The sequence below is a fragment of the Robertmurraya mesotrionivorans genome, from assembly GCF_050971805.1.
Lineage (GTDB): Bacteria > Bacillota > Bacilli > Bacillales > Cytobacillaceae > Robertmurraya_A.
The window spans coordinates 335,127-348,650 of record NZ_JBPCCH010000003.1 but is presented as its reverse complement, the minus strand read 5'-3'; the positions used below and the strand labels follow the sequence as shown (position 1 = coordinate 348,650).

Sequence of the window (13,524 nt, the reverse complement as noted above, 5' to 3'; positions counted from 1 at the left end):
TAGGTGAAAGCGGTATTTAAAACGGACCGAGGTCGGATTCGCCAGCATAATGAGGACAGTGGGGGAATCTTTATCAACCGTGATGGGCAGCATCTATGCGTAGTTGCAGATGGAATGGGTGGACATCGAGCAGGAGATGTCGCCAGTTCCATGGCGATAAAGCATTTAGAAGAGATGTGGAAGGATTCAAGTGGAATTGAAACCGCCTCTCATGCAGAGGACTGGTTAAGCAAGAGTATTCCTCATATCAATCAAGTAGTATTTCAGCATTCACAGCAACACGCCGAGTGTGAAGGGATGGGAACAACAGTTGTTGCTGCCATTGTTACGCCATTATTTTCAACTGTGCTGAATATTGGTGATAGTCGCTGCTATATTTTAAATGATACAGGTTTTCAGCAGTTAACAGAGGATCATACACTTGTGAATGAGCTTGTTAGAACTGGACAAATTTCAAGAGAGGATGCAGAACATCATCCACGCAAAAATGTTATTTTACGTGCTCTTGGAACGGAACAAGACGTAAAAATGGATATTCGCACCATCATGTTTGAAGAAGGAGATGTCCTCCTTTTATGCTCTGATGGTTTATCTAATAAGGTTTCAATCGATGAAATGGTTAGTATTTTAAAAAATGCTGAAAAATTAGAGGAGAAGGCAACCACTCTCATCAACCTTGCAAATGAGCATGGTGGTGAGGACAATATTACCTTAGTCATTTTACAATTTGACGTTGGCGATGATTGGGGTGGGGATACATGCTAATCGGGAAGCGTTTAAGCGGCCGCTACAAAGTGCTTGAGATGATTGGTGGCGGCGGAATGGCCAATGTTTATCTTGCTCATGATATGATCTTAGATCGAGACGTGGCTGTTAAGGTACTGAGACTTGATTTTTCTAATGACGAGGAATTTATTCGACGCTTTCACCGAGAAGCACAATCCGCAACGAGCTTGGCTCATCCGAATATTGTTAGTATATACGATGTTGGTGAAGAAGATTCTATCTATTATATTGTTATGGAGTATGTGGAGGGGCAAACTCTCAAACAATACATACAGCAGCAGCTATCGTTACACGTAGTGGATGCCATTAATATTATGAAGCAGTTAACCTCAGCTATTTCGCATGCTCATCAAAATCACATTGTTCATAGGGATATTAAACCACATAATATTTTAATTGATCGTGAAGGAAATGTGAAAATTACTGATTTTGGAATTGCTATGGCGATGAGTGCGACGAGTATTACACAAACAAACTCAGTGCTTGGCTCCGTGCATTATTTATCTCCAGAACAAGCAAGAGGTGGAATGGCAAATCGCAAATCGGATATCTATTCTCTTGGAATTGTAATGTTTGAGCTGTTAACAGGAAGGCTGCCATTTTCAGGTGAGTCAGCGGTCTCTATTGCTTTAAAACACTTACAATCGGAAACACCTTCGTTAAGAAGATGGAATCCAAAAATTCCACAAAGTGTGGAAAATATTGTATTAAAAGCAACGGCAAAGGATCCTTTTCATCGATATGATAGTGTAGAAGATATGGAGATGGATTTAGTAACCGCCCTCGATCCTGATCGAATCGACGAGCCGAAGTTTGCTCTTCCGATTGATGATGATGCAACAAAAGCAATTCCAGTCATTACCGCTGATCAGTATCTAACTTCTGATGAGACTCTCGTACATAGTAAAGAGCATCCTGTTCTTCAACAGACAACTGACAAAGACGGAGATAAAAAGAAGAAGAAAAAGAAGAGGAAATGGCCCATTGTACTTGTATCTATTTTTCTTACATTGGTTATACTTGCAGTTTTAACTGTAACAGTTTTACCTTCATTATTAGGACCAAAAGACGTGCTAGTTCCTGATGTTTCTGGAAAAGAGTTAGATGAATCAATGGAAATCCTTCAGGAGCAAGGTTTGAAAATTGGCGAAACGATTGAAGTTACAGATGAAGAAGTAGAGGAAGGACTCATCATAAAAACAAACCCTAAGGAAGGGAAAACGGTAAAAGAAGGGCAGGAAGTTGACCTTTATTTAAGTATTGGCAAAGAGAAATGGACTTTGCTAGATTATACCGGACGTCAATATGATGATGTAATTGATTTATTAGAAGCAAGGGGCTTTAAAGACATTACAAAAACGGAAGTGTACCATGATTCTGCCCCAGTGGGACAAATCATCTCTCAGGATCCATCTAGCGGGGAAGAAATTATTCCAGCAGAAACGGAACTGGAATTTACCGTTAGTAAGGGGCCGCAGTTAATAAAGCTCAAGGATCTTTCGGGTTATAATGAAAAAGGAATCCAAGAGTACGCACAATCCTCTGGATTATACGTTGAGATCGCAACTGAGGGCGAATTTAGCGATACGGTAGCGGAAGGGTTAGTTGTCTCGCAAAAGCCTTCTGCAGGTACAGATTTACAAAAAGGGTCTAAAGTGACCGTAGTCCTCTCTAAAGGAAAAGAGGAGATTCCGAAAGAAGTAACAAGGGAAATTACCATCTCTTATGAGCCGTTGGTTGAAGGAACTCCCCAAAGTGTCCAAATCTATATCGAGGATATGGAACATAATAGCACAGAACCAGTGCAAACCTTTGAAATTACAAAAACAGAAACTAGAACCATTCAGTTAATTATCGCTCCCGGTCAGCAAGCTAGTTACAGAGTTCAAAGGGACGGTGAAGTTATCGATGAACAAACTGTTCCATACCCTTCAAGCTGAATGGGGATAGGAACAGTAGTTCACATTCTGTTAAAGGAGTGTATGTATGCCAGAAGGCAAAATTATTAAAGCATTAAGTGGGTTCTATTATGTTTTCTCAGATGATAATCAAGTGATTCAATGCAGAGGAAGAGGGGTATTTCGCTTAAATAAAGTGACTCCACTTGTAGGAGATGAAGTTGTTTTCCAAGCTGAAAATGAATCTGAGGGTTATATTTTAGAGGTGAAGGATCGAAAAAACGAGCTGGTAAGACCACCGATATCTAACGTTGATCAGGCGATATTGGTGTTTTCGGCTGTTGAACCTGATTTTAGTACGTCATTGCTCGACCGCTTTCTTGTATTAGTTGAGTTTAATCGAATCAAGCCTATTATTTGTGTGACGAAAATGGATTTAACGAGTGCTGATGATAGAGTAAAGATCGAAACCTACCGGGATCAATATACGAAGGCGGGTTATGAAGTGATTTTAACCTCATCAGAAACGGAAGATGGGCTAGAGCAGCTGCTCCCGCATTTAAAAGGAGTCATATCCGTGTTTGCTGGTCAGTCAGGTGTAGGAAAATCATCGCTTCTAAATGCAATTCGACCTGATCTGGATTTAAAGACAAACGATATATCCTCCCATTTAGGTCGAGGAAAGCATACAACGAGACATGTGGAATTAATCAAGGTTGGGGAAGGGTTAGTTGCAGATACTCCTGGCTTTAGTTCACTGGAATTCACTGACATTGAGGTGGAGGACTTAAACTATTGCTTCCCTGATATTGAAAAACTAAGTGAAGACTGTAAATTTCGTGGATGTATTCACTTAAAGGAACCTAAATGTGCGGTAAAGGAAGCGGTGAATAACGGAGAGCTTCCTGAATATCGATATGAGCATTATGAGCTTTTTGTTCAAGAAATCAAAGAGAGAAAGCCGAGGTATTAACTATGGTGAAAATTGCACCTTCCATACTATCCGCTGATTTTTCAAAATTGGGAGAAGATATTAAAGATGTAGAACGTGGAGGAGCCGACTATATCCATGTCGATGTCATGGACGGACATTTTGTTCCAAACATAACAATTGGCCCTTTGGTGGTAGAAGCGATTCGTCCAATTACCAAGCTACCCCTTGATGTTCATTTAATGATCGAAAATCCTGACCAATATATTGAGGCGTTTGCTAATGCAGGGGCAGATTATATTACTGTTCATGTAGAAGCTTGTAAGCATCTCCATCGGACTGTCCACTACATTAAATCCTTTGGAGTAAAGGCAGGGGTCGTTCTAAATCCTGCAACACCTGTTCAAACGATTGAGCATGTGATTGATGATATCGATATGGTACTATTAATGACTGTAAATCCTGGCTTTGGAGGTCAGAAATTTATTGAAGGAGTCCTTCCAAAGATTAGACAGGTAAAAGACCTTGTAGACAAAAAAGGGCTATCCGTTGAAATTGAAGTAGATGGTGGAGTGAACGAGGAAACGGCTAGGAAGTGTGTAGAAGCTGGTGCGAATGTTCTCGTGGCTGGATCGGCTATATACAACGAAAAAGATAGAAAAAAAGCGATAGAAAAAATAAGAGGATAAGATTGTTGGCTAGCTTTTTAAAAGCTAGCTTTTCCTTATTACAAGGAGGATTCAAAATGGAGATCAATATATTAGCAGGTGGTCCATTAGAGCTTATCCCTTCTCTTCACTCATTCAGTGGAGAATGGATTGGTGTAGATCGTGGAGTACTAACACTAATAAAAGAAGGAATCTTTGTTGAAAAAGCCTTTGGTGATTTTGATTCTGTGGAGGAAGAAGAGCTATCGTTTATAAAGAAACATGTTGGAGAATTACTTACGTTTCCACCAGAAAAAGATGAAACGGATATGGAAATTGCGATTTCATGGGCAATCAAACAAGCTCCGGAAAAAATTCGTATCTTTGGTGCTACGGGTGGGAGGCTGGATCATTTCTTTGCAAATGTACAGCTGCTTTTTTCACCGGTGCTATTACATGAAGAGATTCCTATTGAAATCATTGATCGCCAAAACATAATTTCATTAATCCAAGCAGGTGCACATAAAATAGAAGTAAATAATGAGTACACATATATTTCTTTTATTCCTTTCCATGGCGAGGTAGAAGGCTTAACCCTTGTTGGTTTTAAGTATCCATTAACAGATCGTCATATTCCGGTCCATTCCACTTTATGTATTAGCAATGAACTAATTTCTGATATTGGTACTATATCTTTTTCGGAAGGCATATTAATGGTGATAAGGAGTCGCGATTAAACTTCCTTATATTGAGTACTTATCTTTATATTTTGAATATGATAATGAGAGTTCTGAAACTTGTTCATGCGTGAGATGGTGAGGAGGGACATTATGAGATTTTACACGATTAAATTGCCGAAATTCTTAGGCGGCATTGTCCGCGCGATGCTGGGTACGTTTAAAAAGGGCTAAACCAAAGTGGTATTTGTAACACGTTTTCAAGAAAGACAACCTTAAAAACCAATGTACACCGATGTAAGAGATTCACATCGGTGTATTTTTTTGTGAATAATTAAAAGTCTATTTCTAAAGGTTAATGGGAAGGCTAGTTTTAAAAGGAAAATGAAAAAGAGCATCCAGATGGATACTCTTTACACATTATACGCGCTCAACTTTACCTGATTTAAGTGCTCTTGCAGAAACCCAAACACGCTTTGGCTTTCCGTCTACAAGAATACGTACCTTTTGAAGGTTAGCACCCCAAGTACGCTTGTTAGCGTTCATAGCATGAGAACGTGCGTTACCTGAACGAGTTCCTTTACCAGTTACAACACATTTACGTGGCATATACATTTCCCTCCTTACTATCAAAGGTGAAGCATTATTTGTTCATCTTTAAAATGCAATGTAAAATTGCTTTCAAGTTTTATTTAATGTGAAAATAGCGGATTGTCCGTTTTTCAAGCATTAAAAGATACTTTAATAATTTATCATACAACCATTCGGAATGCAACAGTTGTAACAAAAGGTTTCAAGAAAATTTCCTTGACATAGGTAAAATCTTAATGCTCTATTATAAGGGCGGGGAATATGACTTTTAAATTTGAAGTCCATATAGTAAAATGACTGTAGTTAAGGAGCAAATTCCAAAGGGGGAAGCATTTATGTCCATCGAACTGAAAACAAATTTCGGACAAATTGATATCTCAAATGAAGTAATTGCAACAATCGCTGGAGGAGCAGCTGTTGATTGCTACGGTATAGTAGGAATGGCTTCAAAACATCAACTAAAAGATGGCCTTACGGAAATATTAAGAAGAGAGAACTTTACTCGAGGTGTAATTGTTCGTCAGGAAAATGATGAAGTACATATTGATATGTATATAATTGTTAGCTATGGTACAAAAATTTCTGAGATTGCTCATAATGTGCAATCAAAAGTGAAATATACCTTAGACAAAACAGTTGGCCTTGCCGTTGACTCAGTTAATATTTACGTTCAAGGTGTTCGCGTCACGAACCCGTAAGTAAAATGCGTTGCTCAGGAAGCTTAGGCTTCCTAGAGCGGTACGTTCGTAGTGACGAACATTAGTGAGGAGGAAAGACTTGTGTCAATTAAATCTTTAGATGGAAAACGTTTCGCTGAAATGGTGCTACAAGGAGCGAATCATTTGTCCTCTAATGCAAAATATGTGGATGCACTGAACGTGTTTCCCGTTCCAGATGGTGATACTGGAACAAATATGAACTTATCGATGACTTCTGGAGCAAAGGAAGTAAGAAATAATGTTCAAGACCATATTGGAAAGGTTGGTATTGCGCTTTCCAAAGGGTTGTTGATGGGTGCAAGAGGAAACTCTGGTGTTATTTTATCCCAGCTTTTCCGAGGCTTTTCTAAAGCAATCGAATCAAAAGCTAGCATCAATGCATTTGAATTTGCCGCTGCTCTTGATGCAGGAGTGATTACTGCTTATAAAGCGGTTATGAAGCCTGTGGAAGGAACAATCTTAACGGTTGCAAAAGACTCTGCGAAGCAAGCAGTTGAAGCAGCGAAAAAATCAGATGATATTGTTACAATTATGGAGGCAGTAGTTGCAGAAGCAAAGGCATCCTTAAAGCGTACACCTGATCTTCTACCGGTATTAAAGGAAGTAGGAGTAGTTGATAGTGGCGGACAAGGGCTTGTGTTTGTGTATGAAGGCTTCCTAGCGGTACTAAAGGGAGAAAAATTACCTGAAGGTCCTTCACTAGCATCCTCAATGGATGATCTAGTCAATGCAGAACATCACAAGAGTGTACAAAGCCATATGAACACAGAAGACATCGAGTTTGGCTATTGTACAGAATTTATGGTCAAGTTGGACGACGAGAAACTCCACTCTAAACCATTTAGCGAGCAAATCTTCCGTCAAGATTTAAGTCAGCACGGTGACTCTCTCTTGGTTATTTCTGATGATCAGCTTGTAAAAGTACATATTCATGCAGAGTATCCGGGAAATGTGCTAACGTATGCACAAACCTATGGAAGCTTAGTGAACTTAAAAATTGAAAATATGCGTGAGCAACATACGAATTTGTTGTCCGATTCGAATGAGAAAGCAAGCGCTCCTGCAAAGCCGAAGGAAAAGCTAGAGTACGGTATTGTAACCGTTTCTATGGGCTCAGGAATTGCAGAATTGTTTAAGAGTATTGGTGCACATGCTGTTATTGAAGGCGGACAAACGATGAATCCAAGTACGGAGGATATCGTTAAGGCAATTAAAGAAGTGAACGCAAAGAAAGTTATTATTTTGCCGAATAACAAAAACATCATCATGGCAGCTGAACAAGCAGCCGAAGTAACAGAGGAAGATGCGATTGTTATCCCATCTAAAACTGTTCCACAAGGGATGTCTGCTCTTCTTGCCTTTAACCCAGGTGCAGACCTAGAAGGCAATAAAGAGGGAATGACAGAAGCATTACAAAATGTAAAAACAGGTCAAATTACGTATGCCGTCCGCGATACCAGTATCGATGGCCTTGAGATTGAAAAAGATGACTTCATGGGAATTGCCGAGGGGAAAATCGTTGTTAAGGATAAAGACAAAGTTGTCTCTGCAACGAAACTCCTAGATCAGCTTCTTGATGGAGAATCTGAGATATTGACGATCTTAAAAGGTGAAGATGCAACAGACGCGGATGTAGAAGCAATTGTCCAGTTTGTAGAAGCAAATTACGGTGATGTTGAAATCGAAATCCACGATGGAAAACAACCGTTATATGCATTCATTTTCTCGGTTGAATAAATATTATGGAAGCATGGCTCAAAGCTGTGCTTCCTTTCATTTGAAAAAATCCACTTTGTAGATAGTGGAAATAGAAGAAACTACAATGTTTTTTTCATACAATAATGTATAATACAATGTGGGAAACCATTAAGTGTAAATAGGATATTCTCCACAAGGGGGAAAAGTGATGAAGTACAAAAGTGTTTTTGATATTATTGGTCCTGTAATGATTGGTCCTTCCAGCTCACATACAGCAGGGGCAGCACGAATTGGAAGAGTAGCAAGAAGCCTTTTTGGCCGTGAACCAAAGTGGGCGAAAATTTCTCTTTACGGCTCTTTTGCACAAACATATAAAGGACATGGAACAGATGTAGCAATAATCGGCGGATTATTAGACTTTGATACATTTGATGAACGAATTATTGGGTCCATTTCTATCGCTCAAACGAACGGAATGGAAATCACATTTATTGAAGAAGAAGCGATTCCAGAACACCCGAATACAGCTAAAGTATTCATTGGTGACGATCAAGGAGAGTTAGAGTTAGTAGGAATCTCTATTGGCGGTGGCAAAATCGAAATCACTGAGTTGAATGGTTTTGAGCTAAGGTTATCAGGTCACCACCCAGCGATTTTAGTAGTTCATAATGACCGTTTTGGTGCGATTGCCAGTGTTTCAAATATATTAGCTTCACACGAGCTAAATATCGGACATATGGAAGTTTCAAGGAAAGAAAAAGGGATGCTTGCGTTAATGACGATTGAAGTAGATCAGAATATTGACGATTCAGTTATTAAAGAATTAGAAGCGCTTGACCATGTGGTAAAGGTTGCCAAAATTGTAGAATAGAAGAGGAATTTTATGGTAGCGCTTTCAAAAATAGATTACTAGAATGCAGGGAGAGTGTACATCATGTTTCGCAATGTCGCAGAGCTAGTAGAGCTCGCTAGTACACGAAATAAAAAAATATCAGATATCATGATTGAGCAAGAAATGGAAGTTACCGGTCGAACAAGAGAACAAATTTTAGAGCAAATGAATGTGAATTTGACCGTAATGGAGCAAGCTGTTGAACGCGGCCTTAATGGGGTAAGGTCCCATTCGGGTCTCACTGGTGGAGATGCCGTGCTCCTGCAAAAATATATTCAGTCTGGAAAGTCATTATGTGGAGACACGATCCTCGATGCCGTCTCAAAGGCAGTTGCTACAAACGAAGTGAATGCGGCAATGGGGACGATTTGTGCAACGCCTACAGCAGGATCAGCTGGTGTGGTTCCAGGAACCTTATTTGCCGTAAGAGATAAACTACATCCTACGAGAGAACAGATGATAGCCTTTTTATTTACATCAGGAGCATTTGGGTTTGTTGTTGCCAACAATGCATCGATCTCTGGTGCTGCAGGAGGCTGTCAAGCAGAGGTTGGATCTGCTGCTGGAATGGCTGCAGCTGCCATTGTAGAAATGGCTGGTGGATCTCCTGCTCAATGTGCAGAAGCTATGGCGATCACATTAAAAAATATGTTAGGATTAGTGTGTGACCCCGTTGCTGGTTTAGTAGAAGTCCCTTGTGTAAAACGTAATGCAATGGGAGCTGCAAACGCAATGGTGGCAGCGGATATGGCATTAGCAGGAATCACTAGTCGAATACCATGTGATGAAGTAATTGATGCGATGTATAAAATCGGTCAAACGATGCCTACCGCTCTTAAAGAAACGGCGCAGGGAGGGTTGGCGGCAACTCCGACAGGTCGCAGACTGGAAGCGAAAATTTTCGGAATACCGCATGTTCATGGAGAACAACAACAGTAATTTAAAGCAATCCGTAACAGCTGTAAAAGGAATCGGTGCTGAGACAGCACAAAGTCTAGCTGAAATGAGAATAGTAACTATTGAAGATTTACTTGAATATTTTCCATATCGTTATGAAGATTATCGCCTTCGCGACTTAACAGAAGTGAAGCATGACGAGAGGATTACCGTAGAAGGGAAGGTTCATAGTGAGCCTTCTCTTATGTATTATGGAAAAAAGCGGTCGAGACTAACAATCCGATTGTTAGTGGAGAGATATTTGATTCAAGTTGTATTTTTTAATCAGGCTTATTTGAAAAATAAGTTTCAAGTAAATGAAATGGTTACCGTAACCGGCAAATGGGACCAACATCGTCAAATGATCACAGCCTCGCAAGCAAAAATCGGATCAAATGAATCAGAAAAAAAGTTTGTTCCCGTTTATAGTGTGAAAGGAGATGTGACGGTTAAAGGTCTTAGGAGATTTATTAATCTAGCATTCTCCCAGTATGGGAATGAAATTACAGAGACCCTTCCTGAAAAAATGATTAGCAAATATAAGCTTGGAAATCGGAAGGAATCGTTGCTTTCCATGCACAATCCGCTAAACGAAGAAGATGTAAAAAAAGCTCGTCGAAGATTTGTGTATGAAGAATTTTTGCATTTTCAGTTAAAGATGCAAGCGTTACGAAAGTTTGAAAGGGAGAATTCCAAGGGACTTCATCAAAACTATAACTTAGATAAAGTAAAGGACTTCATTGATCATCTACCTTTCCCGCTTACAAATGCGCAGAAACGAGTGGTAAACGAGGTGTTAAAGGATCTGAAATCTCCATACCGGATGAATCGTTTGCTGCAAGGGGATGTAGGTTCTGGAAAAACAGTCGTTGCTGCTATTGCTCTTTTTTCTAGTTATACAGCTGGATATCAAGGAGCTTTAATGGTGCCCACAGAAATATTAGCTGAGCAGCATGCGGAATCGTTAAAGGCGTTATTAGAGCCTGTTGGATTATCAGTCGAGCTGTTAACAAGCTCGGTAAAGGGAAAGAGACGCCGAGAAGTGTTAGAACGATTAAAAAACGGTGAAATTCATATATTAATCGGGACACATGCGTTAATTCAGGATGAAGTCGTATTTGCCAAACTTGGCCTTGTCATTACCGACGAGCAGCATCGTTTCGGGGTAGAGCAAAGAAGGGTTTTACGTGAAAAAGGAGAGAATCCGGATGTGCTCTTTATGACAGCTACTCCAATTCCTCGTACACTAGCGATTACAGTGTTTGGGGAAATGGATGTGTCAATCATTGATGAAATGCCTGCAGGTCGTAAAGCGATTGAAACGTTTTGGGCAAAGGCAGATATGCTTGATCGTGTCCTTTCCTTTATGGAAAAAGAGCTTGTAAAAGGACGACAAGCATATGTGATTTGTCCACTCATTGAGGAGTCGGACAAGCTCGATGTACAAAATGCGATTGATGTTCATGTTTCCTTACAAACATACTTTCACAATCGATATCAAGTTGGTTTGATGCATGGAAGACTTAGCTCTGATGAGAAAGATGAAGTGATGAAGGCATTCAGTTCGAACCAATATCAAGTACTTGTATCAACTACGGTTGTAGAAGTGGGAGTAAATGTTCCTAATGCGACGATGATGGTCATCTATGATGCCGAAAGATTTGGATTGGCGCAGCTTCACCAGCTACGGGGACGAGTGGGGAGAGGAAGCGAACAATCGTATTGTGTCCTTCTGGCCGATCCGAAAACAGAGGTTGGGAAAGAGCGAATGAAAATTATGACCGAAACAAATGACGGCTTCGTTGTCAGTGAGAAGGACTTGGAGCTTCGAGGACCTGGAGATTTCTTTGGTCGAAAGCAAAGTGGCCTTCCTGAATTTAAGGTAGCTGATATGGTCCATGATTACCGAGCGTTAGAAACCGCTCGAAACGATGCTATGGTCTTAATAGAATCAGAGGGGTTTTGGAAAGAGGATGAATTCGCTGGGCTGCGTTCAAAGCTTGCAGACTCTGGTGTATTGGAAAATGAAAAGCTAGATTGATAAAAAGCGGATGTACCTAGATCAAAAAGTAGATTGCAAAAAAAAGTTTGTTGCAATCTGCTTTTTAGTTTTATATACTACTATTAGTACCTAGTCTTAATACTTCGGACGGTGTTTTACATATGCGAAAAAGTAAAAAAGAACGTCAACGACTTTTAATAGAAACTATAAAAGAAAACCCGTTTATTACCGATGAGGAGCTTGCTGAACAATTTACGGTTAGCGTACAAACCATCCGGTTAGATCGGTTAGAGTTATCGATCCCTGAGCTACGGGAAAGAATAAAGAATGTCGCTGAAAAGCGGTTTGACGATGAAGTACGTTCTTTACCAATCGATGAAGTGATTGGTGAAATTATTGATATTGAGCTTGACCAAACGGCTATTTCTATTTTTGATGTCAAGCATGAACATGTGTTTAAAAGAAACCAAATCGCAAGGGGTCACCACGTTTTTGCTCAGGCTAATTCATTAGCGGTTGCAGTGATCAACGATGAACTGGCTTTAACGGCAAAGGCAAATATTCAATTTACCAGATCAGTTAAGGAAAATGAACGCGTCATTGCAAAAGCAAAAGTGTTACGAATTGATGAAGAAAAAGGTAGAACTCTTGTGGAAGTCAATAGTTTTGTGAATAATGAACTAGTATTTACTGGTGAATTTGAAATGTATCGCTATAAAAAATGACATAAGGAATGAATAACAATGAAATTGGCCCTTGATGCAATGGGAGGCGACCATGCTCCAAAAGAAATCGTTCTAGGAGCGATAAAGGCCGTTCAAGCATTTGATGATTTACATATATGTTTAGTGGGTGATGAAGCAAAAATTAAGGAGCATCTCACACCACACGACAGAATATCGATTTTACATACGGAAGAGGTTATTTTAGGCACTGATGAGCCTGTAAAAGCGGTGAGACGGAAGAAGAATTCATCCATGGTTCTAGCTGCAAAGCTTGTTGCTGACGGAGAGGCAGATGGTTGTATTTCTGCTGGTAATACAGGGGCTTTAATGGCGACCGGTTTGTTCGTAGTAGGACGTATTGAAGGAATTGAAAGACCAGCATTGGCACCGACTTTACCGACGATTGGTGGAGAAGGGTTTCTTTTGCTTGATGTTGGTGCAAATGTTGATGCAAAGCCTGAGCACTTATTGCAAAATGCCATCATGGGTTCCATCTACGCTGAAAACGTAAGAGGGGTAAAGAATCCAAGAGTCGGGCTTTTGAATATAGGAACAGAAGAGAAAAAGGGAAATGAGTTATCCAAACTTGCTTTTGATCTTCTAAAGGAAGCACCTGTTAACTTTATTGGAAACGTGGAAGCTAGGGATTTGCTTGATGGTGTTGCAGATGTAGTGGTCACCGATGGTTTTACTGGCAATATGGTATTAAAGACGATTGAAGGAACGGCTTTATCAGTATTTAAAATGCTTAAAACAACTTTGTATAGCTCTTTGAAGACAAAGATAGCAGCAGCTGTTCTAAAGCCAGACCTTATGGAATTAAAAGCAAAGATGGACTATTCAGAGTATGGTGGTGCGGGATTGTTCGGACTAAAGGCACCTGTCATTAAAGCTCATGGATCATCAGATTCAAACTCAGTTTACAATGCAATTAGACAAACGAGGGACATGGTGGACAAGAAGGTTGCGCCTACGATTAAAGAGGCGATATCAAAATACACAGAAGCTAGAGAGGAGTAACT

Annotated in this window: 14 protein-coding genes; 13 read left to right on the top strand and 1 reads right to left on the bottom strand. The window is 40.0% G+C overall.

Annotated features, from left to right (window positions below):
* Positions 1 to 3 precede the first annotated feature (3 nt).
* From ACRX5O_RS08030 to spoVM, 6 genes are all read left to right on the top strand, one after another.
* Positions 4 to 765 (top strand): Stp1/IreP family PP2C-type Ser/Thr phosphatase, encoded by a 762-nt coding sequence (locus tag ACRX5O_RS08030; RefSeq protein WP_433905457.1) that lies wholly within the window; start codon positions 4 to 6, stop codon positions 763 to 765.
* The gene (pknB, locus tag ACRX5O_RS08025; RefSeq protein ID WP_433905456.1) at positions 759 to 2,726 is read left to right on the top strand and encodes a Stk1 family PASTA domain-containing Ser/Thr kinase; all 1,968 of its coding nucleotides are present in this window, start codon (positions 759 to 761) and stop codon (positions 2,724 to 2,726) included. The genes ACRX5O_RS08030 and pknB overlap by 7 nt, the downstream gene beginning before the upstream one ends.
* Before the next feature lie 46 nt (positions 2,727 to 2,772).
* The gene (gene rsgA / locus ACRX5O_RS08020) at positions 2,773 to 3,657 is read left to right on the top strand and encodes a ribosome small subunit-dependent GTPase A (RefSeq protein ID WP_433905455.1); all 885 of its coding nucleotides are present in this window, start codon (positions 2,773 to 2,775) and stop codon (positions 3,655 to 3,657) included.
* A 2-nt stretch (positions 3,658 to 3,659) separates the two neighbouring features.
* Positions 3,660 to 4,304, top strand: coding sequence for a ribulose-phosphate 3-epimerase (gene rpe, locus ACRX5O_RS08015; RefSeq protein ID WP_433905454.1), 645 nt, complete (start codon positions 3,660 to 3,662; stop codon positions 4,302 to 4,304).
* Between the two features lie 56 nt (positions 4,305 to 4,360).
* Positions 4,361 to 4,999, top strand: a complete 639-nt coding sequence (locus ACRX5O_RS08010) for a thiamine diphosphokinase (protein WP_433905453.1) — start codon at positions 4,361 to 4,363, stop codon at positions 4,997 to 4,999.
* A gap of 93 nt (positions 5,000 to 5,092) precedes the next feature.
* Positions 5,093 to 5,173 carry a stage V sporulation protein SpoVM gene (gene spoVM / locus ACRX5O_RS08005; protein WP_019381739.1) on the top strand — a complete coding sequence of 27 codons (81 nt, stop codon included), beginning with the start codon at positions 5,093 to 5,095 and terminating at the stop codon, positions 5,171 to 5,173.
* Between the two features lie 186 nt (positions 5,174 to 5,359).
* Here the strand turns inward: spoVM and rpmB are convergent, their stop codons facing one another.
* Entirely contained in the window at positions 5,360 to 5,548 is a 189-nt protein-coding gene (gene rpmB / locus ACRX5O_RS08000) for a 50S ribosomal protein L28 (RefSeq protein ID WP_066053137.1), read from the bottom strand.
* Positions 5,549 to 5,865: 317 nt separating this feature from the next.
* Between rpmB and ACRX5O_RS07995 the strand changes: the two genes are divergently transcribed.
* The 7 genes from ACRX5O_RS07995 to plsX all read left to right on the top strand — a co-directional run bounded on the left by ACRX5O_RS07995 (position 5,866) and on the right by plsX (position 13,522).
* Entirely contained in the window at positions 5,866 to 6,228 is a 363-nt protein-coding gene (locus ACRX5O_RS07995) for an Asp23/Gls24 family envelope stress response protein (RefSeq protein ID WP_119707502.1), read from the top strand.
* An 81-nt stretch (positions 6,229 to 6,309) separates the two neighbouring features.
* Positions 6,310 to 7,986: a DAK2 domain-containing protein gene (locus tag ACRX5O_RS07990; protein WP_433905452.1), complete on the top strand. Its 1,677-nt coding sequence runs from the start codon at positions 6,310 to 6,312 to the stop codon at positions 7,984 to 7,986.
* Positions 7,987 to 8,155: 169 nt separating this feature from the next.
* Entirely contained in the window at positions 8,156 to 8,818 is a 663-nt protein-coding gene (sdaAB, locus tag ACRX5O_RS07985; RefSeq protein WP_433905451.1) for an L-serine ammonia-lyase, iron-sulfur-dependent subunit beta, read from the top strand.
* 63 nt (positions 8,819 to 8,881) lie between these two features.
* Entirely contained in the window at positions 8,882 to 9,778 is an 897-nt protein-coding gene (sdaAA, locus tag ACRX5O_RS07980; protein WP_433905450.1) for an L-serine ammonia-lyase, iron-sulfur-dependent, subunit alpha, read from the top strand.
* Positions 9,759 to 11,816, top strand: a complete 2,058-nt coding sequence (gene recG, locus ACRX5O_RS07975; protein WP_433905449.1) for an ATP-dependent DNA helicase RecG — start codon at positions 9,759 to 9,761, stop codon at positions 11,814 to 11,816. The genes sdaAA and recG overlap by 20 nt, the downstream gene beginning before the upstream one ends.
* Positions 11,817 to 11,938: 122 nt before the next feature.
* On the top strand, positions 11,939 to 12,502 hold the full coding sequence (fapR, locus tag ACRX5O_RS07970; RefSeq protein WP_119707506.1) for a transcription factor FapR: 564 nt from the start codon (positions 11,939 to 11,941) through the stop codon (positions 12,500 to 12,502).
* 18 nt (positions 12,503 to 12,520) lie between these two features.
* Positions 12,521 to 13,522 carry a phosphate acyltransferase PlsX gene (gene plsX, locus ACRX5O_RS07965; protein ID WP_433905448.1) on the top strand — a complete coding sequence of 334 codons (1,002 nt, stop codon included), beginning with the start codon at positions 12,521 to 12,523 and terminating at the stop codon, positions 13,520 to 13,522.
* Positions 13,523 to 13,524 lie beyond the last annotated feature (2 nt).